Origin of the sequence: Sphingobium sp. PAMC28499, from assembly GCF_004795815.1 — a bacterium.
In the GTDB taxonomy this organism is placed as follows: domain Bacteria; phylum Pseudomonadota; class Alphaproteobacteria; order Sphingomonadales; family Sphingomonadaceae; genus Sphingobium; species Sphingobium yanoikuyae.
In genome coordinates this window covers 1,366,661-1,392,042 of record NZ_CP039248.1, presented here as the reverse complement: position 1 = coordinate 1,392,042, position 25,382 = coordinate 1,366,661, and the positions used below count along the sequence as shown (strand labels likewise).

At 65.6% G+C, this 25,382-nt stretch carries 29 protein-coding genes; 22 read left to right on the top strand and 7 right to left on the bottom strand.

Annotation, left to right across the window (positions count from 1 at the left end; translation table 11 throughout):
• The first annotated feature begins 380 nt into the window (after window positions 1-380).
• The 9 genes from E5554_RS06735 (at window position 381) to E5554_RS06695 (ending at window position 9,059) form a co-directional block, all read left to right on the top strand.
• Entirely contained in the window at window positions 381-3,113 is a 2,733-nt protein-coding gene (locus E5554_RS06735; RefSeq protein ID WP_247594397.1) for a ribonuclease E/G, read from the top strand.
• 149 nt (window positions 3,114-3,262) lie between these two features.
• Window positions 3,263-4,609, top strand: coding sequence for a M48 family metalloprotease (locus E5554_RS06730; protein ID WP_136188281.1), 1,347 nt, complete (start codon window positions 3,263-3,265; stop codon window positions 4,607-4,609).
• Window positions 4,606-5,373 carry a DsbA family protein gene (locus E5554_RS06725; protein ID WP_170978344.1) on the top strand — a complete coding sequence of 256 codons (768 nt, stop codon included), beginning with the start codon at window positions 4,606-4,608 and terminating at the stop codon, window positions 5,371-5,373. The genes E5554_RS06730 and E5554_RS06725 overlap by 4 nt, the downstream gene beginning before the upstream one ends.
• 170 nt (window positions 5,374-5,543) lie before the next feature.
• Window positions 5,544-5,678, top strand: a complete 135-nt coding sequence (gene rpmH / locus E5554_RS06720) for a 50S ribosomal protein L34 (RefSeq protein ID WP_004210039.1) — start codon at window positions 5,544-5,546, stop codon at window positions 5,676-5,678.
• 32 nt (window positions 5,679-5,710) lie between these two features.
• Entirely contained in the window at window positions 5,711-6,112 is a 402-nt protein-coding gene (gene rnpA / locus E5554_RS06715) for a ribonuclease P protein component (RefSeq protein ID WP_136186327.1), read from the top strand.
• A complete protein-coding gene (gene yidD, locus E5554_RS06710; RefSeq protein WP_004210035.1) occupies window positions 6,109-6,321 on the top strand; it encodes a membrane protein insertion efficiency factor YidD in 213 nt (70 codons plus the stop codon). Before rnpA ends, yidD begins: the two co-directional genes overlap by 4 nt.
• A 35-nt stretch (window positions 6,322-6,356) precedes the next feature.
• Window positions 6,357-8,063 carry a membrane protein insertase YidC gene (gene yidC / locus E5554_RS06705; protein ID WP_136186326.1) on the top strand — a complete coding sequence of 569 codons (1,707 nt, stop codon included), beginning with the start codon at window positions 6,357-6,359 and terminating at the stop codon, window positions 8,061-8,063.
• A 41-nt stretch (window positions 8,064-8,104) separates the two neighbouring features.
• On the top strand, window positions 8,105-8,752 hold the full coding sequence (gene yihA / locus E5554_RS06700) for a ribosome biogenesis GTP-binding protein YihA/YsxC (RefSeq protein WP_004210031.1): 648 nt from the start codon (window positions 8,105-8,107) through the stop codon (window positions 8,750-8,752).
• Between the two features lie 4 nt (window positions 8,753-8,756).
• Window positions 8,757-9,059, top strand: a complete 303-nt coding sequence (locus E5554_RS06695; RefSeq protein ID WP_010336895.1) for an alkylphosphonate utilization protein — start codon at window positions 8,757-8,759, stop codon at window positions 9,057-9,059.
• Between the two features lie 6 nt (window positions 9,060-9,065).
• Here the strand turns inward: E5554_RS06695 and E5554_RS06690 are convergent, their stop codons facing one another.
• Entirely contained in the window at window positions 9,066-9,617 is a 552-nt protein-coding gene (locus E5554_RS06690) for a 2'-5' RNA ligase family protein (RefSeq protein WP_136188280.1), read from the bottom strand.
• Between the two features lie 118 nt (window positions 9,618-9,735).
• Here E5554_RS06690 and E5554_RS06685 point away from each other — a divergent pair, with 118 nt between their 5' ends.
• Complete coding sequence (locus E5554_RS06685; RefSeq protein ID WP_136186325.1) at window positions 9,736-10,170, top strand: pyridoxamine 5'-phosphate oxidase family protein; 435 nt, start codon at window positions 9,736-9,738, stop codon at window positions 10,168-10,170.
• 71 nt (window positions 10,171-10,241) lie between these two features.
• Window positions 10,242-10,565, top strand: a complete 324-nt coding sequence (locus E5554_RS06680) for a hypothetical protein (protein ID WP_247594396.1) — start codon at window positions 10,242-10,244, stop codon at window positions 10,563-10,565.
• 3 nt (window positions 10,566-10,568) lie between these two features.
• Here the strand turns inward: E5554_RS06680 and E5554_RS06675 are convergent, their stop codons facing one another.
• Complete coding sequence (locus tag E5554_RS06675) at window positions 10,569-11,807, bottom strand: aminotransferase class V-fold PLP-dependent enzyme (protein WP_136186323.1); 1,239 nt, start codon at window positions 11,805-11,807, stop codon at window positions 10,569-10,571.
• 151 nt (window positions 11,808-11,958) lie between these two features.
• On the opposite strand from E5554_RS06675, the gene E5554_RS06670 reads away from it, so the two are divergent.
• Together E5554_RS06670 and E5554_RS06665 are read left to right on the top strand one after the other, a co-directional pair.
• A complete protein-coding gene (locus tag E5554_RS06670; protein WP_136186322.1) occupies window positions 11,959-14,007 on the top strand; it encodes a carbon starvation CstA family protein in 2,049 nt (682 codons plus the stop codon).
• Complete coding sequence (locus tag E5554_RS06665) at window positions 14,004-14,189, top strand: YbdD/YjiX family protein (RefSeq protein WP_010336890.1); 186 nt, start codon at window positions 14,004-14,006, stop codon at window positions 14,187-14,189. The genes E5554_RS06670 and E5554_RS06665 overlap by 4 nt, the downstream gene beginning before the upstream one ends.
• Before the next feature lie 14 nt (window positions 14,190-14,203).
• On the opposite strand, the gene E5554_RS06660 is transcribed toward E5554_RS06665, so the two are convergent.
• Together E5554_RS06660 and E5554_RS06655 are read right to left on the bottom strand one after the other, a co-directional pair.
• A complete protein-coding gene (locus tag E5554_RS06660; protein WP_136186321.1) occupies window positions 14,204-15,121 on the bottom strand; it encodes an XdhC family protein in 918 nt (305 codons plus the stop codon).
• A 69-nt stretch (window positions 15,122-15,190) separates the two neighbouring features.
• Window positions 15,191-15,859 (bottom strand): S24 family peptidase, encoded by a 669-nt coding sequence (locus tag E5554_RS06655; protein WP_136186320.1) that lies wholly within the window; start codon window positions 15,857-15,859, stop codon window positions 15,191-15,193.
• Between the two features lie 115 nt (window positions 15,860-15,974).
• Between E5554_RS06655 and E5554_RS06650 the strand changes: the two genes are divergently transcribed.
• Together E5554_RS06650 and E5554_RS06645 are read left to right on the top strand one after the other, a co-directional pair.
• A complete protein-coding gene (locus E5554_RS06650; protein WP_136186319.1) occupies window positions 15,975-16,160 on the top strand; it encodes a hypothetical protein in 186 nt (61 codons plus the stop codon).
• A complete protein-coding gene (locus E5554_RS06645; RefSeq protein ID WP_136186318.1) occupies window positions 16,157-16,528 on the top strand; it encodes a hypothetical protein in 372 nt (123 codons plus the stop codon). Before E5554_RS06650 ends, E5554_RS06645 begins: the two co-directional genes overlap by 4 nt.
• A 9-nt stretch (window positions 16,529-16,537) precedes the next feature.
• Here the strand turns inward: E5554_RS06645 and E5554_RS06640 are convergent, their stop codons facing one another.
• Complete coding sequence (locus E5554_RS06640; protein WP_247594395.1) at window positions 16,538-17,356, bottom strand: hypothetical protein; 819 nt, start codon at window positions 17,354-17,356, stop codon at window positions 16,538-16,540.
• A 106-nt stretch (window positions 17,357-17,462) separates the two neighbouring features.
• Between E5554_RS06640 and E5554_RS23285 the strand changes: the two genes are divergently transcribed.
• Window positions 17,463-17,726 carry a hypothetical protein gene (locus E5554_RS23285; RefSeq protein WP_247594394.1) on the top strand — a complete coding sequence of 88 codons (264 nt, stop codon included), beginning with the start codon at window positions 17,463-17,465 and terminating at the stop codon, window positions 17,724-17,726.
• Here E5554_RS23285 and E5554_RS06635 read toward each other — a convergent pair.
• On the bottom strand, window positions 17,681-18,904 hold the full coding sequence (locus E5554_RS06635; RefSeq protein WP_136186317.1) for a TIGR04063 family PEP-CTERM/XrtA system glycosyltransferase: 1,224 nt from the start codon (window positions 18,902-18,904) through the stop codon (window positions 17,681-17,683). The two genes, E5554_RS23285 and E5554_RS06635, sit on opposite strands and share 46 nt — an antisense overlap.
• A 101-nt stretch (window positions 18,905-19,005) precedes the next feature.
• Here E5554_RS06635 and E5554_RS22970 point away from each other — a divergent pair, with 101 nt between their 5' ends.
• The 6 genes from E5554_RS22970 (at window position 19,006) to E5554_RS06610 (ending at window position 23,999) form a co-directional block, all read left to right on the top strand.
• Window positions 19,006-19,143 carry a hypothetical protein gene (locus E5554_RS22970; RefSeq protein ID WP_004210005.1) on the top strand — a complete coding sequence of 46 codons (138 nt, stop codon included), beginning with the start codon at window positions 19,006-19,008 and terminating at the stop codon, window positions 19,141-19,143.
• A complete protein-coding gene (locus E5554_RS06630; RefSeq protein ID WP_010336883.1) occupies window positions 19,136-20,500 on the top strand; it encodes a putative O-glycosylation ligase, exosortase A system-associated in 1,365 nt (454 codons plus the stop codon). Before E5554_RS22970 ends, E5554_RS06630 begins: the two co-directional genes overlap by 8 nt.
• Window positions 20,497-21,210, top strand: a complete 714-nt coding sequence (locus tag E5554_RS06625) for a hypothetical protein (protein WP_136186316.1) — start codon at window positions 20,497-20,499, stop codon at window positions 21,208-21,210. The genes E5554_RS06630 and E5554_RS06625 overlap by 4 nt, the downstream gene beginning before the upstream one ends.
• A gap of 78 nt (window positions 21,211-21,288) precedes the next feature.
• Window positions 21,289-22,296 carry a DNA topoisomerase IB gene (locus tag E5554_RS06620; protein ID WP_136186315.1) on the top strand — a complete coding sequence of 336 codons (1,008 nt, stop codon included), beginning with the start codon at window positions 21,289-21,291 and terminating at the stop codon, window positions 22,294-22,296.
• A 32-nt stretch (window positions 22,297-22,328) separates the two neighbouring features.
• Complete coding sequence (locus E5554_RS06615) at window positions 22,329-23,486, top strand: mechanosensitive ion channel domain-containing protein (protein ID WP_136186314.1); 1,158 nt, start codon at window positions 22,329-22,331, stop codon at window positions 23,484-23,486.
• A gap of 114 nt (window positions 23,487-23,600) precedes the next feature.
• Entirely contained in the window at window positions 23,601-23,999 is a 399-nt protein-coding gene (locus tag E5554_RS06610; protein WP_010336879.1) for a hypothetical protein, read from the top strand.
• Window positions 24,000-24,381: 382 nt separating this feature from the next.
• Here E5554_RS06610 and dgcA read toward each other — a convergent pair whose 3' ends face one another.
• A complete protein-coding gene (gene dgcA, locus E5554_RS06605) occupies window positions 24,382-25,356 on the bottom strand; it encodes an N-acetyl-D-Glu racemase DgcA (RefSeq protein WP_136186313.1) in 975 nt (324 codons plus the stop codon).
• Window positions 25,357-25,382 lie beyond the last annotated feature (26 nt).

Below are 25,382 nucleotides of genomic sequence, written 5' to 3'. Positions count from 1 at the left end.
TTTTCAGGGACCGTTGCCCCCCGCGCCCATGACTGCTACCCCTTCACATTCCGGGAGGACCGACCATATCAATAAGGTCCTTTGCGGATCTTGATTATTTGCATCGGCGCGCGCCTGTCGCTCGAGCCGATGCGCAACAGGTTGACGCTGCATGAGGCATGACTTTCCTTCCACGCTGGCCCCGATACCGGGTGCTGTGGCGTGGATGGTCCGGCCCGGCGCACTGTCCGGCCCTGCCGACGCAGCAGACACGCAATTCTTCCTTCAAACCTGGACGATGCCGCCTCGCGCGCCGAACCCGGCGCGCGCACGGCCGTCCCATCACTATCGCGTGGCGGCCCGGCCCAGTGCCTGCGGCCGCCATCGCCGGAGACACATAAATGACAATGCGTATGCTGATCGATGCGCGCCACCGGGAAGAAACCCGGGTCGCGGTCGTCAAGGGAAACCGGATCGAGGAATTTGACTTCGAATCCGCTGAGCACAAGCAGCTCAAGGGCAACATCTATCTCGCCAAGGTCACCCGCGTAGAGCCTTCGCTCCAGGCGGCCTTCGTCGATTATGGTGGCAATCGCCACGGCTTCCTCGCTTTCAGCGAAATCCATCCCGACTATTACCAGATTCCGCGCGAAGACCGCGAGGCACTGCTGCGCGAGGAACGCGCGCATGCCGAGGAAGAGGCCGCGCTGCGCGCCGACTATGACGAGGATGAGGACGCCGCCGGCGACGATGGCGTCGAGGTCGTGGAAGCGACCCATCATGACGATGAGGAAGGCACCCACGAAGCCGAAGCCAGCGAAGGCGAAAGCAACGAAGGCGGCCGCCCGAACCGGCGCAAGCGCGAAAAGGGCGACGACGCAGCCGACGAGCTGCGCCGCAAGCGCATGGCGCTGCGCCGTCGCTACAAGATCCAGGACGTCATCAAGCGCCGCCAGGTGCTGCTGGTGCAGGTCGTCAAGGAAGAGCGCGGCAACAAGGGTGCGGCGCTGACCACCTATTTGTCGCTGGCCGGTCGCTATTGCGTGCTGATGCCCAACACCAGCCATGGTGGCGGCATTTCGCGCAAGATCAGCAATGCGGCCGACCGCAAGCGGCTGAAATCGATCATCGCCGAAATGGCGCTGCCTTCGTCGATGGGCTGCATCGTCCGCACCGCCGGCCTGCAGCGCACCAAGCCCGAGATCAAGCGCGACTTCGACTATCTCGCCCGACTGTGGGACGAGATTCGCGAGAAGACGCTGCGCGCCGCCGCGCCCGAACTGATCCATAACGACAGCGACCTCATCAAGCGGGCGATCCGCGATATCTATAACAAGGATATCGAGGAAGTGATCGTCGAGGGTGAGCATGGCTACAAGGCCGCCAAGGACTTCATGAAGCTGCTGATGCCGAGCCATGCCCGGCGCGTGAAGCAATATGCCGACGCGGTGTCGCTGTTCCAGCGCGCCAGCGTCGAGGACCAGCTGGCGGCGATGTACAATCCCGTGGTGCAGCTCAAGTCCGGTGGCTATCTGGTCATCAACCCGACCGAAGCTCTGGTGTCGATCGACATCAACTCGGGCCGGTCGACCCGCGAGCATGGTATCGAACAGACCGCCGTCGCCACCAATCTGGAAGCCGCGCGCGAGATCGCCCGCCAGTTGCGCCTGCGCGACATGGCAGGCCTGGTCGTCATCGACTTCATCGACATGGAGATGAACTCCAACATCCGTAAGGTCGAGAAGGCGATGAAGGAGGCGCTGAAGGACGATCGCGCCCGCATCCAGGTCGGCCGCATTTCGGGCTTCGGCCTGATGGAAATGAGCCGCCAGCGCCTGCGCACCGGCGTGCTGGAAGCTTCCACCCGCCAGTGCCCGCATTGCGAAGGCACGGGCCTGGTCCGCACCGCATCGTCGGCGGGCCTGGGCGCGCTGCGCATGCTGGAGGAAGAGGCTGCCCGTGGTCGTGGCAGCGTCATCACCCTGCGCGCCAGCCAGGAAGCCGCCTTCTACGTCCTCAACAACAAGCGCCGCGAGCTGGACGAGATCGAACAGCGCTATGGCGTGCGCATCGTCGTCCTGCCCGATGGCGAGATCGAGGGCGCCCGCATGTCGGTCGAACCCAGCGGTCCGCGTCCCGAACGCGTCGTCACCTATGCCCCGCTCGCGGAGGAAGAGGATGATCTCGACGTGATCGAGGACGAGGAAGAAGAGGAAGAGATCGAGGAAGAAGCCGCTCCCGAACGTCAGGAGCGTGGCGAGCGCGGTGACCGGGGCGAGGAACGCGAAGGCGGTCGCCGCCGTCGCCGCCGTCGCCGTCGCCGTGGTGGCCAGCGCGATGATGCACAGGGCGAGACCGGCGAAGACAATGGCGCCGAAGACGGTGAGGAAGGCGAGGAAACGGCCGACGTCGAGACCGATGCCGAGGCTGTGGCAGCCGAGCCGGCCGCCGAGGGCGAGGACGAAGGCGGCAGCCGCCGTCGTGGTCGCCGCGGTCGCCGTGGCGGTCGCCGCCGTCGCGAAGGTGGCGAAGCGGGTGCCGAAGCCGGTGAGACCGCTGGCGAGGACGGCGTCGAAACGGTGATCGAAGCCGAAGCGGCCGCGCCTGTCGAGGAGGCTCCGGTTGCCGAAGCAGCGCCGGAAGAAGCCCCGGCCGAGGAAGCGCCCAAGACGCGTCGTCGCCCCCGCGCCCGCAAGGCGAAGGACGCGGCGGCCGAACCGGCTGCTGTCGAAGCGACCGAAGCCCCGGCCGAGGTCGTTGCCGAAGCGCCCGCCGCCGAGCCGGTTGCCGAGGAAGCGGCCGAAAAGCCCAAGCCCAAGCGCACCCGCAAGAAGAAGGCGGATGTCGAGGCCGAAGCCGCAGCCGAAGCGCCCGCCGTCGAAGCGGTTGCCGAGGAAGTGGCCGAAAAGCCCAAGCCCAAGCGCACCCGCAAGAAGAAGGTCGAACCGGTCGCCGAAGAAGCCGCCGTCGAGGCCGCGCCGGCCGTGACCGAAGTCGCTACCGCCCCCGCCGAGGCACCGGCTGCGGCTGCACCGGCCAGCGAAGCCGTCACTGCCGACCCCGCCGCCGAGGCGGAGAGCGACGAGAATGGCGAGCCGCGCCGTGGCTGGTGGCAGCGCACCTTCGGCCAATAAGGCAGAAGCTCAGACTTGAATGAAACACGCCGCCATCCAGCCCCAGGGGTCGGATGGCGGCGTTTTTCGTGGCTTCACTTGATGTTCAGGGCGAGAAGGGCATAAATCGGGCCAATGCCTGTTCCCCTTCCCCATCAAGGCTTTGCATGATGACGCGGTGGCTGCGCCTTGTCGCGCTCCTGCTGGGGTCGCTGATGCTGATGGCGCGGCCGGCGCTGGCCCAGAGCATCTTGCGCGACGCCGAGACCGAAGCCTTCATGGCGGACATGTCGGGCGATCTGGTCAAGGCGGCGGGCATGCAGCCGCGCAATGTCCAGGTGATGGTGATCAACGATCCGGAGATCAACGCCTTCGTCGCCGGCGGCCAATATGTCTGGGTGCATAGCGGGCTGATCGCGCAAGCCGACAATGTGAACCAGTTGCAGGGCGTGGTCGCGCATGAACTGGGCCATATCGAGGGCGGCCATGTCATCCGCACCGACGGCATCAAGGAAGCAACCAGCATCACCTTGCTGAGCCTGGTGCTGGGCGCAGCGGCGATCGCGGCAGGCGGCGCGGAGGCCGGCATGGGCATCATGGGCCTGGGCCAGCAGGTCGGCATGTCCAAATATCTCGCTTTCTCGCGCGCGCAGGAAAGCTCCGCCGACCTTGCCGGCGCGCGCTATCTGAGCGGCGCGCATCTGAGCGGCAAGGGCAGCCTGGAATTCTTCAAGAAGCTGCAGAACCAGGAATATCGCCTCGCGATTCCGCAGGACAATAGCTATGGCCGCACCCACCCGCTGTCGGGCGAGCGCATCAATGTGCTGCGCGAGGTCTATACGGTCGATCCGGCCTGGGACACGCCCCCCAATCCGCAGCTGGAAGCGCGGTTCGAGCGGATCAAGGCGAAGCTGATCGGCTTCGTATCGGAGCCGCAGCAGACACTGCTCAAATATCCCGAGAGCGACCGGTCGATCCCGGCCCATTATGCGCGCGCCTATGCCTGGCATAAAAGCGCCTATCCCGAGAAGGCGCTGAGCGAGGCGGACGCGCTGCTGACGGCGGCGCCGCATGATCCCTATTTCCTGGAGCTGAAGGGCCAGATCCTGCTGGAGAGCGGGCGGCCTGGCGAGGCGATTCCACCGCTGCGCGAGGCCGTCACCAAGACGCAGCAGCCGCTGATCGCGGTATTGCTGGGCCATGCCCTGATCGCGACCGAGGATGAGAAAAATTACGCCGAGGCCGAAACCGTGCTGCGCAATGCGATCGCGCGAGACCGCGAAAATCCCTTCGCCTGGTATCAACTGGGCGTCGTCTACGAGCATCGCGGCGACACGCCGCGCGCCGCGCTGGCCAGTGCCGAGCGCTTTTCGATGATCGGGCAGGACAGTATGGCACTGCGCAGCGCGGACGCGGCGATGCAGGGTTTGAAGCCCGGAACGGTTGACTATCTGCGGGCGCAGGATATCGCGATGGTCTCGCGGGCTGCCGTCGAGCAGAAGCGGAAGAGAAGATGACAGATCAGACCCGGCCCAGCTTTCGTGCGGCCCTATCCAACAGGAAAATGCAGATGACCCTGGGCGCCCTCGCCTTGATCGCTGGTGCCGCCGGCACCGCCCTTGCCGTGCAGGCGCCCGGCAGCGTCTCCACCGGTGACAAGGCCGCGATCGAAAAGATCGTCCACGACTATATCCTGGAGCATCCCGAGATCATCCCGCAGGCGATCGAGAAATTGCAGGCCAAGCGGATGGAAGGCACGATCGACGCGAATCGCCAGACGATCGAGACGCCCTATGCCGGGGCATGGGAAGGCGCGGCCAATGCCGATGTCACCGTGGTCGAGTTTTTCGACTATGCCTGCGGCTATTGTCGCGCATCGCTGCCCGACCTTGCCAAGCTGGTCGGCGCCGATGCCAAGGTGAAGATCGTCTATCGCGAACTGCCGATCCTGTCGGAGGAAAGCTCCGACGCGGCCAAGGTGTCGCTGCTGGCAGCCGAGCGCAATCGCTACATGGCCTATCACAAGGCACTTTATGGCGCGGGCAAGGTGACCCGCGAATCGATCATCGGCGCCGCCACCCAGGCCGGAATCACCAAGGCCGATGCCGAAGCGGCGATGGCGTCGAGCAAATATGATGCCGAGCTGCAGTCGAACATCGCCCTGGCCCAGAAGCTCCAGGCGAGCGGCACCCCGACCTTCGTCATCGGCAATCAGGTGCTGAACGGCGCGGTCGGCTATGATTCGCTCAAGGACGCGGTGACGAGCGCCCGCGGGAAATAAGCCCGAGAGCGGTTCGGGCGGGACAAACAGGGGTTTGCGGGGAAGCGCGGCGCAGCGCCATTGACTTCCCCGCCCCATTTCCCTATCGGACGGCCCCTGACTTGCGGTCGCCCCGTGTGGCGGCCCTTTTTTGTCATACCTGATTCTCTAGTTTGTTTGAGGAATGAACGATGAAGCGCACTTTTCAGCCGAGCAATCTGGTTCGGAAGCGCCGTCACGGTTTTCGCGCTCGCATGGCGACCCCCGGTGGCCGCAACATCATGCGCGCCCGTCGTGCCCGCGGCCGCAAGAGCCTGAGCGCCTGAGCGACCTGACGCCGCCGGCCGCGCCTGCCATCATGGGCAAGCGCGCGGATTTCCTGGCGGCGAATCGGGGCCGACGCGCGCCCATGCCGGGATTCGTCCTGCTGGTGCGTGAGCGCGGCGACGGCGATCCGGCGATGCGTATCGGCATCACGGTGACCAAGAAGATAGGCGGCGCTGTCATCCGCAATCGGATGAAGCGCCGTTTTCGCGTCCTGGCACGCGAACTGCTGCCTGTGCATGGTGTGGCTGGTGCCGACCATGTGCTGATCGGCCGTGCCGAAGGCGTGGAGCGCGACTTCGCGCTGCTGCGAGGCGAACTGGAAAAGGCGCTGGGCAAGATATTGACCCGCCCCGAAGGCCAGGGCCGCCCGCCCCGCCGCAAGGGCGATTCCCGCCCCTCGCCCCCAGCCGCGAAGACCGGCCAGCCGGCATGATTGCCCGGCTGCTGATCCTGATCGCGCGCGCCTGGCAGCTGGGTCCATCCCGCATCCTCCCCCCCACCTGTCGCTATGCCCCCTCCTGTTCGGAATATGCGATCCAGGCGGTCGGCAAATATGGTGCGATCAAGGGTAGCTGGCTGGGGTTCAAGCGGCTAATGCGTTGCCACCCATGGGGTGGTTCGGGCTATGACCCGGTCCCCTGAGACATTGACGAGTATAGACGGCGGAGCCGAATAGCGTGGACGACAAGAAGAATATCATTCTGGCGGTGCTGCTGACCGCCGCGATCCTGTTCGGCTGGCCCTATATCTCCGAACATTTCTTCCCGGCGGCCAATCCGCCCGCGACGAAGATCGAGGGCGGCAAGACCACCCCGCTGACCCCGGCGGGCGAGGCCCCGGCGCAGGATGCATCGACCGCGATCCGCGATCGCGCCCTGGTGCTTAAGGAAACGCCGCGCGTCGCCATCCGCACGCCCAAGATCATAGGCTCCATCAACCTGAAGGGTGCGCGCATCGATGATATCGTGCTGCCGACCTACAAGGAAACGATCGCCAAGGATTCGCCGGCGATCTGCCTCTATAGCCCCAGCGGCACCAAGGACGCCTATTTCGCCGGCTTCGGCTGGCAGGGCGAGGGCATCAAGACCCCCGACGCCAACACCGTCTGGACCGCCAGCGGCACCGAACTGACCCCCACCAGCCCGGTCACGCTGAGCTGGAACAATGGCGCGGGCCAGAATTTCGAAATCCGCTATTCGATCGACGAAAATTACATGATCTCCGCCGCGCAGAAGGTGTCGAACAGCGGCACCGGCGCGATCGCGGTCAAATCCTATGGCTATGTCAGCCGGGCCGCCCCCTCGGCCGATCCCGACACCTGGACCATCCATGTCGGCCCGATGGGCGTGTTCAACGGCGCCGCCAATTATGACGTGAACTACAAGGATCTGGAAAAGGGTCCGGCCAGCCAGAGCTTCCAGTCGACCGGCGGCTGGATCGGCTTCACCGACAAATATTGGCTGTCGGCGCTGATCCCCGACCAGAAGGACGCCTTCACCGGCCAGATGCGCAAGGGTGCTGGCACCCAGTTCCAGACCGACATTGCGCTGGCGCCGGTCATGCTGGCCCCCGGCAAGGCGATGACCCAGACCAACCGGCTGTTTGTCGGCGCCAAGGAAGTGAAGACGCTGCAGGCCTATGAGCGTGCCGGCGTGCCGCTGTTCGACCGCGCGATCGACTGGGGCTGGTTCTACTGGTTCGAACAGCCGATCTTCGCGCTGCTGCACTGGCTGTTCGAGACGCTCGGCAATTTCGGCGTCGCCATCATCTGCCTGACCTTCTGCGTCCGCGCCCTGATGTTCCCGGTCGCCCAGCGCCAGTTCGCCAGCATGGCGGCGATGCGCGCGGTGCAGCCCAAGATGAAGGCGCTGCAGGAAAAATATAAGGACGACAAGCAGCAGCTACAGCAGAAGATGATGGAGCTGTACAAGCAGGAGAAGGTCAATCCACTGGCCGGCTGCCTGCCCATCTTCATCCAGATCCCGATCTTCTTCGCGCTGTACAAGGTGCTGCAGCTGACGATCGAAATGCGTCACCAGCCCTTCGTGCTGTGGATCAAGGATCTGTCCGCGCCCGACCCGCTGCACATCCTGAACCTGTTCGGCCTGCTGCCCTTCACCCCGCCCTCCTTCCTGGCGATCGGTGTGCTGGCGCTGCTGCTGGGCATTTCGATGTGGCTGCAGTTCAAGCTGAACCCGGCCCAGATGGACCCGATGCAGCAGCAGGTGTTCGCGATCATGCCGTGGATGATGATGTTCATCATGGCGCCGTTCGCCGCCGGCCTGCTGGTCTACTGGATCACCAACAACTGCCTGTCGATGGCGCAGCAATGGTGGCTGTACAAACGCCACCCCGTGCTGAACACCGCGACGGCCACCAAGTAAGGAAAAGGAAATCCTCCCCGAAAGGGGGGGATTTTTTCGATATGACAGAAGACGACAACACCGCCTTGATCGAGGAAGCCCGCAAGCTCTTTTCCGGGCCGATCAGCTTCCTCAAATCCGCGCCGACGCTCGACTATCTGCCCGACATGGCGGTGAACGAGGTCGCCTTTGCCGGCCGATCCAATGTCGGCAAATCGTCGCTGCTGAACGCGCTGACCAACCGCAATGGCCTGGCTCGCACGTCGAACACGCCGGGCCGGACGCAGGAACTCAACTTCTTCGACGTCGGCGATCCGCTGCGCTTCCGCCTGGTCGACATGCCCGGCTATGGCTATGCCAAGGCGCCCAAGGACCTGGTCAAGAAGTGGCGGTTCCTGGTGAACGACTATCTGCGCGGACGTGCTGCGCTCAAGCGCGCGCTGGTGCTGATCGACAGCCGCCATGGCATCAAGGATGTCGACACCGACATGCTGGACATGCTGGACGGCGCGGCGGTCAGCTATCGCATCGTCCTGACCAAGAGCGACAAGATCAAGGCGAGCGAACTGGTCGCCGTGACCCAGCGCACCGCCGATGCGATCCGCAAGCGCCCGGCCGCCCATCCCGAGATCATCGCCACGTCGAGCGAAAAGGGCATGGGCATCCCCGAACTGCGCGCCGCCGTGCTCGAAGCCGTGAGCCAGGGATAAGCCGATGGCCGACGATGATTATGTCTATGACGAAGCCAGCGGCGAATGGATCAGCGCGGCTGATGCCGCCGCCAAGGCCGATGCTGGCGATGCCGTGGAAGTGCGCGATTCGGTCGGCAATCTGCTGGCCGATGGCGACCAGGTGACGTTGATCAAGGATCTGGTGGTCAAGGGCGCCGGCCAGACGCTGAAGCGCGGCACGCTGATCAAGTCGATCCGCCTGACCGGCGACGCGCAGGAAATCGACTGCCGCTATGACGGCATCAAGGGGCTGGTGCTGCGCGCGGAGTTCGTGCGCAAGCGCTGAGCGCCATCAGAACAGGCTATATTGGCCGCTGCCGCGCAGCGGCCATCGCCCCAGCAATTCATGATGGGTGCGGCCGACATGGCTGCATAGCAGCACGAAATCCTCCACCCGCCAGTGAAAGCCGCTGATCCGCTGGGCCGCCGGGGCACCGTCGCGATAATAGAGCGTCTGGTGCGGGTTGAAGCTCCAGCCCGGACGGGCGCCCACCCCTGCCCGCTTCATCGCCAACGCCACCTTGCGCTGCAATTCCCGCAGCGGCGGCAGTGCATGCGCCGGCCGCAGCGCGGCCGACCGGCCGCCCTCGCTCAACTGATCCAGCGACAGATCGAACGGATCAGCCAGGATGCCGGTGAAGCTGCGGTGCATCGCCTTCACCAGCGCATAGGGATAGTCCGGCCAGCCGTCGGTGATCCCCAGCGTGATATGCTGGTGCGCCGGCAGGATACGATGGGCATCGGGCGCCAGCGTCTCGGCGAAATGGTCGATCTGCCGCGTGATGCGGGTCGGCGGCTTCAGCGCCACGATCAGGCGATAGAGCGACGGCGTGCGGGCAAGCATGGCGAACATCCTCCGAATCGGAATATGTTCACTATATGTTCTTTTCTTCATCCTGACGAATCCGACGCATCCGAATCCGCTCTGTCAGCGTTGAACCGGGCAGAAGAGGAGAGCGACCATGGCCCAGCAGACCATCGCCACCCTGGCAGACAAGATGCAGCAGATCGATTTCGCGATGCTGTCCACCCATACCGAGGACGGCCAGATCGGCGCCCGGCCGATGAGCAACAACCAGGATGTCGCCTATGGCGGCGACAGCTATTATTTCACGACCGAAGACACGCTGATGGTGAAGGATATCGAGCGCGATCCGCGGGTCGGCCTGTCCTTCCATGGCAAGGGCGGCCTGTTGGGGCAGCGCCCCCTGTTTATCGCGGTCGAGGGCCGCGCCGATCTGATCCGCGATCGCAGCGCCTTTGAAGCGCATTGGAATCCGGACCTGGAGCGCTGGTTCGCGCAGGGCGCCGATACGGCCGGCCTGGTGATGATCAAGGTTCATGCCGAGCGCGCCCATTATTGGGATGGCGAGGATGAAGGCGAACTGGAGCTGTAGCCGTTACCGCGCGCGCCATCGCCCGTGCCTTCCTGGCGCTTGCCTATGCGGTTGCGGGCGCGGCGCATCTGATGCGGCCGGCCGGTTTCGTGGCGATCACGCCGCACTGGGTGCCGGAGCCGCAGACCGTCGTCGCCCTGACCGGCATCGCCGAACTGGCCGGGGCCGCCGGGCTGATGATCCCGGCCACGCGCCGCGCCGCCGCGATAGCCCTGGCCCTCTATGCCCTGTGCGTCTGGCCGGCCAATTTCAACCATGCCCTGCATGACATCCCGCTGGGTGGGGTGCATCTGAGCTGGTGGTATCATGGCCCCCGGCTGGCGCTGCAGCCGGTGATCATCTGGTGGGCGCTATGGGCCGGGGCGGTGATCGACTGGCCATTCCGCCGACGATAGCGGTCAGACCTTCGTCAGCAAGTCCGCGATCAGGGCGATCTCGTCGGCGCTGTTGTAGATATGGGGGGAGAAGCGGATGGTCGGCTTGCCGTCGGCCTTGGACGGGGCGACCACCACTCTGCCCTGGGTCCACAGATGATCGCGGATCGCCAGCACATCCTTGCCGGCAAAGGCCGGGGTGATGACCGGGCCGGTCAGGCCCTTGGTGGTCGTGCCGACCAGCTTCGCGCCGGGCAGGCGCAGCACCATGTCGCGCATCTGGTCGCCGATGGCGAAGGCGCGGCGCTCCACCTCCGTCTCGCCGATGGCATCCAGCGCATCGAGCGTCGCGTCGATCGCGATCAGCTTGGGATCGTCGCGCTGGCCAAGAATCTCATATTTTTGCGCGGTATCGAGATTCTTCTCATCGGTCAGCCAATAGCCATGGCTGAGCATGATCGGCTGGAGCTGTGCCTGGCCTTCGCGCCGGACATAGAGGATGCCGCCCTCCAGCGGCCCCATCATCCATTTATGGGTGCTGCCCGAATAGGAATCGACGCCGAGCGCCGGCAGATCGAGCCGCAGCCAGCCGAAGGTCTGCGCGCCGTCGCCATGCAGCCAGATGCCCTTGGGCCGGGTCAGCGCAGCAATCTGCGCCAGCGGGAAGATCATGCCGGTGACGTTCGACATGTGCGACAGGAAGATGGCGCGGGTGCGCGGCGTGATGGCGGCGGCGAACAGATCGACCACCGCCTGGGCCGAGGTCGCATAGACCGGCACCGGCAGGATTTTGAGCACCAGCCCTTCGCGCGCGGCTCGCAGCTTCCATGTCTCCAGGGTCGAGGGATGGTTGTGGTCGGTCAGGATCACCTCGTCCCCGGCCTTGAGCGCGAGGCCGCGCACGGCGACCGTATTCGCCTCGCTGCTGTTGCGGACGAGCGCGATTTCCTGCGCACTGACGTTCATCCGCTTGCCCAGCCGCGCGCGCAGGGCATCGGCGGCAACCGGATATCTGGTGCGATATTGGGGTGAAGGATTGGCCTGGAAGGCCTGCGTCTCGCGCGCATGCGCGGCGATCGCGCTGCGGAAGGCCGGGCCGATATTGGCGGCGTTGAAATAATGGATGTCGGGCGCCAGCAGCAACTGGTCGCGCGTCGCATTGCCCGATGGGGCAGCGCGTGCCGCCAGCGGCAGTGCCGCCCCCACGACCGCCGCCGCCTGCAACAAGCCCCTGCGCGAAACGTCCTTGCCCCGGTCGGTCATGCGATGCCTCCAGCCCTGTTCACCCGATGGACGAACGAACGCGCCCAAATCCCCCAACCCCGACAAGCGCCTAACCCAGACTGGCGGTTGTCTTTCGGGGGGAGCGGCCTAGTGTGGCGCCCAATCCCTATCCCGAACCGTTGAGAGAGCGATGACCCGGCATATTCCATGGATCCTGACTGCGCTGGTGGGCGCGGTGTCGCTGGCGGTCGTCGCGGTCTCGCGCGGCGAGACGGTCAATGCGCTGTGGATCGTTGTCGCCGCCGTCAGCTGTTTCCTGGTTGCCTATCGTTACTATGCGCTGTTCATCGCGCGCGAGGTGATGCGGCTCGATCCCGCCCGGCCGACTCCGGCGATCCGCCGCGCCGATGGCCTCGACTATGTCGCGACCGACCGCACCGTGCTGTTCGGCCATCATTTCGCGGCGATCGCCGGCGCGGGGCCGCTGGTGGGGCCGGTGCTGGCAGCACAGATGGGCTATCTGCCCGGCACGCTGTGGATCATCGCCGGCGTCGTGCTGGCCGGCGCGGTGCAGGACTTCATGGTCCTGTTCATCTCCATGCGCCGCGACGGCAAGTCACTGGGCGAACTCATCCGCATGGAAATGGGCCAGGTCGCGGGCACGATCGCGCTGTTCGGCGCCTTCATGATCATGGTGATCATCCTCGCCGTACTGGCGCTGATCGTGGTGAAGGCACTGGCGGAAAGCCCCTGGGGCATGTTCACCGTCGCCGCCACCGTGCCGCTGGCCATGGCGATGGGCGCCTATACGCGCTGGATCCGTCCCGGCCGCATCGGCGAAGTGTCGATCCTGGGGCTGATCGGCCTGCTCGCCGCGATCGTCTATGGCCAGGCGATCGCGCAATCGCCGGTCTGGGGACCGATCTTCACCTTCACGCCCGTACAGCTCTGCTGGATATTGATCGGCTATGGCGCGGTGGCGTCGGTGCTGCCGGTGTGGTTGCTGCTGGCGCCGCGCGATTATCTGTCGACCTTCCTCAAGATCGGGGCGATCGCGGCGCTGGCGATCGGCATCGTCATCATGGCGCCGCCGCTGAAGATGCACGCCGTCACCCAGTTCGCCGCCGGCGGCGGGCCGGTCTGGTCGGGCGGCCTTTTCCCCTTCCTGTTCATCACCATCGCCTGTGGCGCGGTGTCCGGCTTCCACGCGCTGATCGCCAGCGGCACCACGCCCAAGCTGATCGCGACCGAAAGCGACGCGCCGCTGATCGGCTATGGCGCGATGCTGATGGAGGCGTTCGTGGCGATCATGGCGCTGGTCGGCGCATCGATCCTGGACCCCGGCATCTATTTCACGATGAACAGCCCGGCCGCCGTGATCGGCACCGATCCTGCCAGCGTGTCCGCCGCCGTCACCGCCATGGGCTTCCCGATCAGTCCCGACGTCATCGTCCAGACGGCGAAAGATGTCGGCGAGCATACGATCATCAGCCGGGCCGGCGGCGCGCCGACGCTGGCCGTGGCGATGGCCGAAATCTTCAGCCATGTGTTCGGCGGCCCGGCGATGAAGGCCTTCTGGTATCATTTCGCCATATTGTTCGAGGCTTTGTTCATCCTGACCGCCGTCGATGCCGGCACCCGCGCCGGCCGCTTCATGCTGCAGGATCTGATCGCGCTCGCCGTGCCGAGCTTCAAGGACAGCAACAGCCAACTGCCGGGCTTCATCGCCACCGGCCTGTGCGTCGCGGCCTGGGGCTTCTTCCTCTATCAGGGCGTCACCGATCCGCTGGGCGGGGTGAACACGCTGTGGCCGGTGTTCGGCATCTCCAACCAGATGCTCGCGGCAATCGCGCTGATGCTGGGGACCGCCGTGCTGTTCCGGATGAAGCGCGACCGCTTCGCCTGGGTGACGATGGTGCCGGCGGCCTGGCTGCTGATCTGCACGCTGTCGGCCGGTTTCCTGAAATTGTTCTCCACCGATGCGAAGGTCGGATTCCTGGCCCATGCCGCCAAATATAGCGCGGCGCTGGACAAGGGCGAGGTTCTGGCGCCGGCCAAGTCGATGGCGGAAATGCGCCAGATCCTGTTCAACGATTATGTCGATGCCGGGCTGGTCGCGATCTTCCTGGCGGTGGTGCTGGCATTGCTGGTCTTCACCATCCGGACCTGCCTGGCCGCACGCGGTTTCGCCGCGCCGACCGCGCGCGAGATTCCGGCGCAACTGGTCACGACGCCATGAGCCAATTTCTCCAGACGCTGCGGCGCATGGCGCATCTGATGGTCGGCCAGCCGGACTATGACGCCTATCTGCGCCATATGCGCGACCATCATCCCGGCCATGCGCCGATGGACCGCACCGCCTTTTTCCGGAACCGGCAGGAGGCACGCTATGGCGGCAAGAATGGCGGAAAATGCTGCTGAGCGATTGCGCCTGATCAGCGCTTGGCGTTGAACCCGGCGACCATCCCGGCGGTGATCGACAGGGCGATTTCCGCGGCGCCGATCGCGCCGATGTCCAGCCCCGCCGGCCCGTCGATCCGGGCGAGGTCGTCCGCGCCGAAGCCCTGCGCCGCCAACCGCTCCAGCCGCGCGGCATGGCTGCGCCGCGATCCCAGTGCTGCGACATAGCCGGTCGGTGCAGCGAGCGCGGCGATGAGCGCGGGATCGTCGATCTTGATGTCATGGCTCAAGGTCACGACGGCGGTCGATTCGCCGGGATGGCGCGCGGCGATCGCTGCGTCGGGCCAGCGATCGTCCAGTTCGATGCCAGGGAAGCGCTCCGCCGTCAGGAAGCGGCCGCGCGGATCGATCACCACCGGAGTGACGTCGATCGCCTGCGCCAGCGCGGCAAGCGACTGGGCGATCTGCACCGCGCCGACGATCAGCAGCCGACGGGGCGGATCATAGCGGTTGAGGAACTGGCCTTCGACCACATCTTCGCGGGTGACGCCGCTGTCCAGATCGGTCGAGAGCGTGAGCGCCCGGCCGCGCGCGCTGTCCGACGCGATCCGGTCGAACAGGTCGGGGGCAAAGCCCCCCTCCCCGACCGGCTGCACCAGCACGCTGATCTCGCCGCCGCAGGGCAGGCCGACCTCCCAGGCATCGCCATCGGCCACGCCATAGCGCGCGACATGGCCGGGCCGGCCGGCGATCACCTCGGCCGCGCGCTGCAACACATCGGTCTCGACGCAGCCGCCCGATATGCTGCCCTCCAGCCGGCCATCCTGATGGACGATCATGTGGCTGCCACGCGGACGCGGCGCCGATCCCCAGGTCGACACGACCGTCGCCAGCGCCATCGGCGCCCCACGCCACTCGATCGCCTTGCGGATCACCGCGCCATTATCATTCATGATCCAGCCTTCCCCTGTTTTCCTAGACATAGGAAAGGCACGGCGCCTTTCAAAGACGGATCAGGCTTCTCAGACCAGCCGCCTGCCTGTCCAGACGACCCGGCCGACGATCGCTACCATCGCCGGATCGATATCGGTCCAGTCGGGATAATGGGGATTGTCGCTCAATACGCTGAACCGGCCGCGCAATGGCCCCATCGCCACGCGCTTGACCATCAGCACGCCGTCGAGCCGCAGCACATAGACGCCGTCACGCAGGCGATCGGCGTCATCCTCATGATCGACCATGATGTCGTCGCCATCGTTGAGCGTGGGCGCCATCGATTCGCCATCGACCCGGATGATCGACACGCGCTGCGGCCGCACGCCCAGATGCCGTAGCCATTGCGCGTCGAACGCCATCACGCCCGCGGTACGCTCATCCTCATCCAGCGAGCCCGCGCCAGCGGAGGCGCCAAGCGACAGGCGCGGCACCGCGACCACCGCCGGCAGGCCGCGCACACGCGGGATCGGTGCGCCCGCTGGCACCAGACTGCCCAGCATCGTTTCCGCCACGCCGAAATAGCGCGCCAGGATGCGGCGATCCGCCTCGTCCAGCTTGCGCGGCGTGCCACGCTTGATGAACTGCTGAATATAAGCGGGATTGCGCCCGATCAGCCGCGACAGATCGGCATAATTTTCCCCGCGTTCGACGATCAGCCGATCGAGGGCAGTCCGGGCGTCCTGCGCTTCATCCATGTTGCATCCATAATGATAGGAATTTTCCTAGACAAGTAGGAAAATGAATATGAGATAGGAAATTGCCTATTGATTCGCAGGGGGCGAATCGGCTCGACAAAGGAGAGGTCCGTCCATGCTGCTGCGCACGATCGAGAAATTCCTGCGAGACTATCAGATCGCGCCGACCCGTTTCGGTCGCGACGCCGTGCGCGATCCGCGCCTGGTCCTCGACCTGCGCATGGGGCGCGATCCGGGCGATCGGGTAAAGAGACGAATAGAACATTTCATGAACGAATATCGCAGGAGCGTGAGCCAATGACAAGCGCCGACATGCTGCGCACGAGCGCGAATCTGGTCCGTAATCGAGCAGGAGAACGGCGCGAGGCCGATCCGCTGGCCCAGTTGCTGGTTCAGTTGATCACCCGGATCGGTGAGCCGGCGACGGTCGAGCGTGCTGTCAGTCGTCCCTGGGCCAGCGCCCTGTTCGAAGGACGCCGCCATGTCATACTGTTACGGGTGGCGGGCGGCAGCCTGCGCGCGCGCCAAGAGGCGCTGGCCAGCGAATTGCAGGATGCGGAATGGACATTGCCAGGCCATTTCGTCGCCGACATGGTGATCGACGACCTGCGCGGCGACGCGGAAGGCGAATGGATCGAGCTGTCCGCCCTCACCATCCGCGACTGGTAGCCTGATCGTTTAGCGCGGGCGGCCGGTCATGGTGCGCAGCGTGCCGAGTGCGGCACGCAGCGCATCCTCGACATCTTCCGACACGGCTTCACGCACCGGCACCGCCGAGGCGATCGGCATGTCGGCGATGACGCGCGGCGCGGTCGCCGGTCGGCCACGCTGGACCAGCGCCCGCTCCAGCCGCTCGGTCAGTTCGGTGATCGACAGGTTGTCGATGCTGCGCGCGCTCGGGGCGGGCGACGCCTCCGCCCTCGGAACGAAAGGTGCAGGCTCGGGCGCCTGTATCGACTCTTCGATCACCGGTTCCGGGACGAAGGCAGGGGCCTGCTCGACGACCGGCTCCGGTGCAATATCGGTCGGCTCTTCATCGAAGGTGGCAAATTCCGCCGCTGCCTCTTCTTCCCAGGGCTCGAATATAGCGTCTTCCGGCGGCGCGAACGGCGCGCGGCCGAGCGGGATCGGATTGCTCGACAGCGCCGGCATGGCGTCGAACGGACGCGCGAAGGCGGGCGCGGGCGCGATAGCCATATCCTCGACCGATGCCTCTTCATGCGGGGTCGGCATGGCAAAGGCGGCCGGCGTTTCCATGCGCACCACCGTCGCCGCCACCGGCTCTACCGAATCGCTATCGACCACCAGACGACGACGCCCCGATTCCGGGCGCGCGAAGATATCGGCGCCGCCAAAATCGCGGCTGGCAAAGATCGGAGGACGGGGCGGCGCGTCGGGATGCGCGTCGGCACGGCGCTGCGCGGGCGCGGCCTCTTCGGCAGCGGGCACATTGCGTCCGCGGGCAAGCGCGGTCAGCTTTGCAAATGCGAAACCCATTTTTCTTGCTCCTTGGGCGTCTGGATGACGCCTTCCGCTTATTCTCAAGCGCCTGTGCGGCGCATCCGATCCATTTCGCCGCACCGCGGCCACAATTCCTACACTCATGAGCGCGGCGAAACCGGCCAGCAGCAATCTTGCCTTCATGCCCAGCGGTGGCCCCGCCGCCGGGATCGTCTCGCTCAGGCCGCTCGACGCGACCAGCATTTCCATCCAGCCGACCGGCAGGGTCAGCACCACCAGGGCGCCGCAGCCTGCCGCGACCAGCGCCATGATGGCCAGCCCCCGCATGGACGGTGTGAACTTCGGCATCGCCGCCGTTCCTCAGGCCGCCTTTGCGGTCGAGTCGCGTCCCAGAAGTCGCTGGTAAACAGGCTCATAACGCAAAATGTTTGACGACCAGTTACGCTCCCTCTCGACGAAATCGCGCGCCACGATGCGGCGTTCATCCCAGAAGCCGCGATCCGCGAACATGCCTGCCAGCGCCTGCGCAATCGCAGCCGGGTCGTCCGGCGCGAACAGGGTGCCCGTCACGCCATCCTCGATCAGTTCGCGATGGCCGCCGACGCTCGACGCAGCGACGAGTCGGCCCTGCGCCATCGCCTCCAGCGGCTTCAATGGCGTCACCAGATCGGTAAGGCGCATCGCCTTGCGCGGATAGGCGAGGACATCGACCTGGGCATAATAATGTTCGACCTGGTCGTGTGGCACCCGGCCGACAAAGACGATATGGTCGGTGAAGGGCGAGGCCAGCGCCTGATCGCGCAGCGCCTGTTCCATCGGCCCGCCGCCGACCAGCAGCAGCTTGGCCCTGGGCCGCGCTCGCACGAGTCGCGGCATGGCGGCGATCAGATCGTCCAGCCCTTCATAATCATAGAAGCTGCCGATGAAGCCGACGACATCCGCCCCTTCGAGCCCCAGCTTCGCGGTCAGAGCCGGATCACGCGGCACCGGCGCGCCGAACTGATCAAGATCGACGCCATTGGGCGACACGGTGATCTTGGCCGAGTCGATTCCCCGCGCGACCAGATCGGACCGCAGCCCTTCGCAGATGACGGCAACCGCGTCGGCCGCACGGACCGCATGGGTTTCGAGCTGGCGGGTCAGCCAGTAGCGCGGGCTGCCTTCGGTCCCGGTGCCGTTGCCGACCGCCGCATCCTCCCAGAAGGCGCGAATCTCGTAGATCAGCGGAATGCCGTGGCGGCGCGCGACTCGCTGAGCGGCCATGGCATTGAGCACCGGCGAATGGGCATGGATGATATCCGGCCGCCACTGGCGCACCAGCGACTCGATCGCATCGGCATGGGCGGAAATGTCGCGCCATTCGCGCAGCAGCGCGTTACCGCTGGCCGCTTCACCCGGCGTGCGGTGGAAATGCAGGCCGTCGACCAGTTCTTCCTGCGGCCCCGCCGCGACATGGCGGCGGCCGGTCAGCCCGCGCACATCCCAGCCCTTGGCCAGTTGCGCGCGCAGGATCGCCCGCGTGCGGAACGTATAGCCGCTGTGCATCGGCAGGCTGTGATCGAGAACGTGAAGGATACGAGTCATAGCGGTAACTTTTTGCCGAAAAAGGTTTAACGCCCCGTCAACTCTGTCACGCTAGGGATTTTACGGGGCAAGAGTCCAGAACCGGCAGATCAAAACACGCAATGATTGATACCCTATCCCTGCTGATCAGCCATGGCGTCATCCTGCTGGCCGCCTGGCGGCTGCTGTCGCGCCCGGACCTGGATCGCGACATCGATACCCCGCCGGCATCGCCGGACGGAGACGCCGCCGATGCGTGACCTGTTCTTCATCGCCTTCCTGGGCGCCTTCTTCCTGATGGGATTCAAGCGGCCGTTCCTGCTGGTCATCATCTACGCCTATATCGACATCGTTTCGCCCCAGCGGCTCTGCTATTATCTGCTCAATTCGATCCCGATCTCGCTGATCGCCTTCGTCTGTGCGGTCGGTGCCTGGATAGTGGTCGACGACAAGAAGGATTGCCGTTTTTCCGCGCGGCAGGTGCTATTGCTCGTCCTGCTCGCCTGGTGCGGCTATACCACCGCGACCGCCGACTTCCCGATCAACGCCGCGACCAAATGGGCCTGGGTGTGGAAGGCGATCGTCTTTGCCGTGTTCCTGCCGCTGGTGCTGCGCACGCGGTTGCGGATCGAGGCGCTGGCGCTGTTCATGGTGCTGTGCGCGAGCACGATCATCATCAATGGCGGCATGAAGACCGCGCTGTCGGGCGGCGGCTATGGCGTGCTCAATCTGATGGTCGACAATAATAGCGGCCTGTATGAGGGTAGCATCATTTCCTGCGTGGCGATCGCGCTGATCCCGATCATCCTGTGGCTCACCCAGCATGGCACCATCTTTCCGCCCGACTGGAAGGTGAAGGCCTTTGCCTATGCGCTTTGCCTGGCCTGCATGCTGATGCCGGTCGGCACGGAGGCGCGCACGGGCCTGGTCTGTCTGGTCATCCTGGCCGGCATGATGCTGATGCGGTCGAAGCGCAAATTCGTCTATGGCCCGCTGCTGGCCTTTGCCGCGCTGGCCGCCATCCCCTTCCTGCCCGCCAGCTTCACCAAGCGGATGCAGACAATCGAAAATCATCAGGGCGACGAAAGCGCGTCCACCCGCGTCGCGGTGTGGATGTGGACGCTCGACTATGTGAAGACCCATCCGGGCGGCGGCGGCTTCGACAATTATCTCCAGAACAGCTTCACCTATTTCGCCCAGAGCGAGGTCGGCGATGGCGACGAGAAGCGGATCGAGCGCCGCCTGGTCACCGACAAGGGCCGTGCCTATCACAGTGCCTATTTCGAGATGCTGGGCGAGCAGGGCTATTTCGGCTTCTTCCTGTGGGCGCTGCTGCACCTGAGCTGCTTCATCCGCACTGAATCGATCCGGCGCATGTATCGCAAGCGCGACGGACCGGACGAGGCCTGGATCGCGCCCTTCGCCGTGGCGCTGCAGCAGGGCCATGTCGTCTACATGATCGGATCGCTGTTCGTGGGCATCGCCTATCAGCCGTTCATCTTCATGATGCTCTCGCTCCAGATCGGCCTCGACACTTATTTGACCCGCAAGCGCAAGGACGCCGGACGCGTGCCGTTCTTCGAACAGCCTGGCGCGCAGGCGGGAGTGACGGCATGACCATGGAATTGCGGATTTTGGGCTGGCTTCAGGGACTGATGCTGGGATTGATCCTGGCTGCCCCGCTACTGTCCCCCGCCTATATGCCATGGGGCGTGCAGATGCTGTTTGCCCTGTCCGCCTTCCAGTTGCGGCAGGCCGACCGACGCTGGGCATTGCGGCCGGGCATGACCGGCTGGATCAGCCATATCCGCATGGCACCGTCGCGGATGCTGCCCTGGGCGGCGAGTGCCGTCGTCGCCTTGATCGCGGACGGCCAGGGCGCGGCGGCCCCCGGTGCAATCCTGCTGGCGGCGCTGACCTGCGAATTGCTGCTCTATCCGCTGCTCACCCGCCTGATCGGCGGCTGGCAATGGCGCCGCGCCGCGCTGGCGATGATCGGGCTGATCGCCGCCTGTGCGATCGTGCCGGCCGGCGCGATGCAGAATATCGCCATGTTCGGGCTGGGCGTCACGGGCTGCCTGTTCTGGCTGCGCGGACCCGACGGCGACCTGCGGGCGACGCTGGCGGCCTTTGGCGGCGGGCTTTCGGCGATCACCCTCGCCTTTGCCATTCCCGCCACCATGATGCTGGCCTTCCCGCTGGCGGTCATCAGCGTGATCGTCGGCTGCGCCCAGGCGACGACGGTGCGCCGTCCATTGCTGCCCTGGACCGGCCATTATGGCGCGGGCACCGGCTGGCTGCAGCGGCTGCGATCGCGCCCATCCTGACAGCGCCGGGCAGGCTGCACGCGGAACGAAGCGGATCATCACGGGTTGGACCGGAAGAAAGAAGGTCGCCCGGTTCCCATGTCGTCCCCCGCCATCATCCACAGCCATGACGGCATGCCCGGCATCAGCCGGCGCGCGCTGAAGCAGGGATGGGCCTATCGCGCGGCGGACGGCAGCCGCATCACCGACCGGGATGAGATCGACCGGCTGAACGCGATCGCCATGCCGCCCGCCTATCGCGACTGCTGGTTCTGCCCCTCCCCCCACGGCCATATCCAGGCGACCGGCTATGACGAGCGGGGGCGCAAGCAATATCGCTATCACCCCGATTTCCGGGCTGCGCGCGAGGCGGAGAAATATGCCGGCTGCCCCACCTTCGGCCGTGCCCTGCCGCAACTGCGGGCGCAGATGGAGGAGGATCTGTCGCGGCGCGGCCTGCGCAAGGCGCGGACGATCGCCGCGGTGGTACGACTGCTCGACCTCGCCAAGCTGCGGGTCGGCAACGAACATTATGCCACCACCAACAAGAGTTTCGGCGCGACCACGCTGCGGCGGCGGCATGTCGACCTGCATGGCCGCAGCCTGACCCTGCGCTACCGCGCCAAGTCCGGCAAGGAACAGCAATTGAGCATCACCGACAGCCGCCTGCTGCGATTCGTGCGGGCGGTGCAGGATCTGCCGGGCCAGCATCTGTTCCAATATCTGGACGAGGATGGCGAGGCGCATCCGATCAGTTCGAGCGACGTCAACGCCTATATCGCGCAGGCCATGGGCGGCGACTTCACCGCCAAGCATTTCCGCACCTGGGGCGCATCGACCATTGCCTTCGAGACGCTGGCGGCGGGCCATGTCTCGCTCAAGGAGATGATCGAGCCGGTCGCGACGGCGTTGGGCAACACGCCGGCGATCAGCCGCAAATCCTATATCCACCCCGCCCTGATCGACCTGTGCAAGGACGGACAGGATGAATGGCGGCAGGGGCTTCGCCTGCCGCGCCGGACGCGCTATCTGTCGCGTCACGAACGCGGGCTGATCGCGTTCCTCGACGATCTGGCCAACGCGCCCCCGCTGGCAGCGGCAGCCTGATCGAGCCCACGGACCATCAATCAAGGATCAGCATGGCCAACAAGAACGACCCCGGCATCGACATCAATGTGCGTGCGCCCAACCTCACGGAAATGTGGCATTCGACCATCGCCTGGTTCCAGCTTCATTATATCCAGATCCTGATCGCCATCGGCGCGGCCACGATCATCTATCTGGCGCTCGCGACGCTGCGCCGGATCGGCACCAAGCATCGTGGCCGGCGTGGCGACCCGCTGGGCCTTGGCAATGTGCTGAGCCGGGCGGCGGCGCGCACGACGCAATATTTCATGATCATGGTCGCGGCCCGGCTGGTCGTGGTGTTCGCCGACGCGCCCACGTCGCTGGACAAGACCGTCACCTTCTTCTTCACCATCGCCGTGGTGGTGCAGGCCGCGATCTGGGCACGGGAGATCATCCTGGGCCTGATCGAGCGCAAGACGCTGGCCGAGGATGGCCAGGGCGAGACGTTGGCCAATGCGATGGGCCTGATCCGCATCCTGGTGACATTTGCCCTGTTCGCGATCGCCGCAATCGTGGTGCTCGACAATCTGGGCGTCAACGTGACCGGCCTGGTCGCGGGTCTGGGCATCGGCGGCATCGCGATCGGCCTTGCCGCGCAGGGCATCTTCTCCGATCTGTTCGCGGCGCTGTCGATCATCTTCGACAAGCCGTTCCGCCAGGGCGAGATCATCACCTATGACCAGACCACGGCGCGGGTCGAGAAGATCGGCCTGAAATCCACCCGGCTGCGGGCGATGAGCGGCGAGAAGAAGGTGATTTCCAACGCGAACCTGCTGCAGAAGGAAATTACCAGCCTGCAGACGCTGATCCAGCGCCGCGTCACCTATGCCATCGGCATCATCTACCAGACGTCGGAGGAACAGGCCGAGGCGATCCCCACCATATTGAAGGAGATCGTCGAGGCGGAAGGCATGATCTTCGTCAATGCCGGTATCATTGCCTTTGGCGCCAGCAGCCTGGACTATCAGCTCAATTTCGATGTGCCCGATCCCGACCATCATGACTATTTCCAGATGCGCCATCGCATCGGCCTCGCCATCTGGAAGCGGTTCAATGCCGAGGGAATCGAGTTCGCCTATCCAACCCAGACCAGCTTCACCGCGGCCCCCGACGGCAAGGCGATCATGCCCTATGCCGAGGTGCAGCCAGTGCGCCGCGTCGACGGATAGAGCGAAACACCTCGCTTCACCGCAGGACCGATTCGGCTGGTCCCCTTTCCGCTTGCCGGCGGGGACCGGCCGCGCCCTTACCGACCCATCACCAATGACTGATATGGATTTGCCATGAAAATGAACCGGATGGCGGCCCTTGGCCTGCTGATCGCTGCCCCCCTTATGGCGCCTGCCGCCCATGCCGAAGGACTGGGCGCCGAAGTCAATTATGGCCGCGCCGACGGCCATTGGGGCACCGAGATCGGCGCCGGCTATGCGCTCGACATGGCGGGCTTCAGCCTGACGCCGGGCGGCGGCGTCTATCTGCGCGATGGCGATACCAAGCTCTATGGCCGGGTCGAGGCGGCCTATACGATTCCCATGTCGGTCTCGATCGGTGCGGGCGTGCGCTTCAGCGGCGACAATACCCGCCCCTATGCGACGCTGGCGATGCCGCTGATCCCCAAGCTGCGCGCCAAGGCCAATGTCGGCCCGAAATATTATAGCGTCGGCCTGACGCTGGGTTACTGAGCCGAGACAATCTGCCGTGATCGGCGGCCCCGGCAGGGTCACGCCGACGCGACAGGTCCGAAGTTCACAGTGTCGTCGGGCAAATCGGGCCGTTTGCGCCGGATATGCACCGCCCGCGCCCCTGTCTCGCGACAGAGGCGCGACACTGGGGTCACATGCACGCGACAGTCGGGTCACGACCAGGTGACGATGACGCGCCATCGAGGCGACATTTGGGTCACGCCGCCCATGGGCGACGGGCGATGACGCGGATTGCATCGCCGAGGATAGACCAGAGAATGGCCGAGTAGGAAAGCGGTGGCCGGTTGGGGCCTGGCTTCAGACGGCTGCCCCCCTCCACCATCCTGCGGATGGTCCCCCTCCCCGCAAGCGGGGAGGAATATTAGCCCTGGCCCCAGAGGATGCCGGGGTGGAGCAGGCCGTCGCGCAACGGCAAGGCGCCGTCGCGATCCTTCGCCAGCAGCAGCGCGCCATCGAGATCGATCCAGTCAGCGCCCTGCGCCACCAGCGCGGCAGGCGCGATGCCGAGCGAGGTGCCGAGCATGCAGCCGACCATGATGCGAAAGCCGCGGGCCCGCGCCGCCTGTGCCAGAGCCAGCGCTTCGGTCAGGCCACCGGCCTTGTCCAGCTTGATATTCACCGCATCGAAATCGCCCAGCCGCTCGAGATCGGCGCGGGTGTGGCAGCTTTCGTCGGCGCAGAGCGGCAACGGCGCGCGCAGGCCGGACAGCCTGCCCTCCCGCCCGTGCAGGATCGGCTGCTCCACCATTTCCACGCCCAGTGCGGCAAGCGCCGCCGCCTCCGCCACGATGTCGCGGTCATGCCAGCTTTCATTGGCGTCGACGATCAGCCGGACGTCGGGTGCGCCGGCGCGCACGGCGGCGATGCGGGCATGATCGCCCTCCCCCGTCAGCTTGCATTTGAGCAGGCCAAAGCCGCGCGCGACGGCGGCGCGGGCATCGGCCTCCATCCGCTCCGGCTCGCCCAGGCTGATGGTGAAGGCGGTGGGCAGCGGCGTCGGTGCGGCAAGGCCGGCCAGTTGCCAGACCGGAACGCCGGCCCGTTTCGCCTCCAGATCCCACAGCGCGCAGTCGAGCGCGTTGCGCGCGGCGCCGCGCGGCATCGCCTGCAACAGCGCCTCGCGATCGAGCGGCCCGGCATAGGCGTTGATCGCCGCCGCGCAGCCCTGTGCGGTCTCGCCCTCATAATAGATGGCCGTGCCCTCGCCCCGCCCGACATGATCGCCGTCGCCCACGGTGCAGACGACGACGTCCACCTCCGTCTTGGCGCCACGGCTGATGATGAAGGCGCCCGCCACCGGCCAGCGTTCGACCGTCGCGGAAATTATACGGGTCATCGGCGTTTCCTGCGTCATGATTTGAC

Coding starts and splice junctions, on each gene's coding strand:
- E5554_RS06735 (WP_247594397.1), top strand. CDS start 381: ATGACAATGCGTATGCTGATCGATGCGCGCCACCGGGAAGAAACCCGG.
- E5554_RS06730 (WP_136188281.1), top strand. CDS start 3,263: ATGACGCGGTGGCTGCGCCTTGTCGCGCTCCTGCTGGGGTCGCTGATG.
- E5554_RS06725 (WP_170978344.1), top strand. CDS start 4,606: ATGACAGATCAGACCCGGCCCAGCTTTCGTGCGGCCCTATCCAACAGG.
- rpmH (WP_004210039.1), top strand. CDS start 5,544: ATGAAGCGCACTTTTCAGCCGAGCAATCTGGTTCGGAAGCGCCGTCAC.
- rnpA (WP_136186327.1), top strand. CDS start 5,711: ATGGGCAAGCGCGCGGATTTCCTGGCGGCGAATCGGGGCCGACGCGCG.
- yidD (WP_004210035.1), top strand. CDS start 6,109: ATGATTGCCCGGCTGCTGATCCTGATCGCGCGCGCCTGGCAGCTGGGT.
- yihA (WP_004210031.1), top strand. CDS start 8,105: ATGACAGAAGACGACAACACCGCCTTGATCGAGGAAGCCCGCAAGCTC.
- E5554_RS06695 (WP_010336895.1), top strand. CDS start 8,757: ATGGCCGACGATGATTATGTCTATGACGAAGCCAGCGGCGAATGGATC.
- E5554_RS06690 (WP_136188280.1), bottom strand. CDS start 9,617: ATGCTTGCCCGCACGCCGTCGCTCTATCGCCTGATCGTGGCGCTGAAG.
- E5554_RS06685 (WP_136186325.1), top strand. CDS start 9,736: ATGGCCCAGCAGACCATCGCCACCCTGGCAGACAAGATGCAGCAGATC.
- E5554_RS06680 (WP_247594396.1), top strand. CDS start 10,242: ATGCGGCCGGCCGGTTTCGTGGCGATCACGCCGCACTGGGTGCCGGAG.
- E5554_RS06675 (WP_136186323.1), bottom strand. CDS start 11,807: ATGACCGACCGGGGCAAGGACGTTTCGCGCAGGGGCTTGTTGCAGGCG.
- E5554_RS06670 (WP_136186322.1), top strand. CDS start 11,959: ATGACCCGGCATATTCCATGGATCCTGACTGCGCTGGTGGGCGCGGTG.
- E5554_RS06665 (WP_010336890.1), top strand. CDS start 14,004: ATGAGCCAATTTCTCCAGACGCTGCGGCGCATGGCGCATCTGATGGTC.
- E5554_RS06660 (WP_136186321.1), bottom strand. CDS start 15,121: ATGAATGATAATGGCGCGGTGATCCGCAAGGCGATCGAGTGGCGTGGG.
- E5554_RS06655 (WP_136186320.1), bottom strand. CDS start 15,859: ATGGATGAAGCGCAGGACGCCCGGACTGCCCTCGATCGGCTGATCGTC.
- E5554_RS06650 (WP_136186319.1), top strand. CDS start 15,975: ATGCTGCTGCGCACGATCGAGAAATTCCTGCGAGACTATCAGATCGCG.
- E5554_RS06645 (WP_136186318.1), top strand. CDS start 16,157: ATGACAAGCGCCGACATGCTGCGCACGAGCGCGAATCTGGTCCGTAAT.
- E5554_RS06640 (WP_247594395.1), bottom strand. CDS start 17,356: ATGGGTTTCGCATTTGCAAAGCTGACCGCGCTTGCCCGCGGACGCAAT.
- E5554_RS23285 (WP_247594394.1), top strand. CDS start 17,463: ATGAGCGCGGCGAAACCGGCCAGCAGCAATCTTGCCTTCATGCCCAGC.
- E5554_RS06635 (WP_136186317.1), bottom strand. CDS start 18,904: ATGACTCGTATCCTTCACGTTCTCGATCACAGCCTGCCGATGCACAGC.
- E5554_RS22970 (WP_004210005.1), top strand. CDS start 19,006: ATGATTGATACCCTATCCCTGCTGATCAGCCATGGCGTCATCCTGCTG.
- E5554_RS06630 (WP_010336883.1), top strand. CDS start 19,136: ATGCGTGACCTGTTCTTCATCGCCTTCCTGGGCGCCTTCTTCCTGATG.
- E5554_RS06625 (WP_136186316.1), top strand. CDS start 20,497: ATGACCATGGAATTGCGGATTTTGGGCTGGCTTCAGGGACTGATGCTG.
- E5554_RS06620 (WP_136186315.1), top strand. CDS start 21,289: ATGTCGTCCCCCGCCATCATCCACAGCCATGACGGCATGCCCGGCATC.
- E5554_RS06615 (WP_136186314.1), top strand. CDS start 22,329: ATGGCCAACAAGAACGACCCCGGCATCGACATCAATGTGCGTGCGCCC.
- E5554_RS06610 (WP_010336879.1), top strand. CDS start 23,601: ATGAAAATGAACCGGATGGCGGCCCTTGGCCTGCTGATCGCTGCCCCC.
- dgcA (WP_136186313.1), bottom strand. CDS start 25,356: ATGACCCGTATAATTTCCGCGACGGTCGAACGCTGGCCGGTGGCGGGC.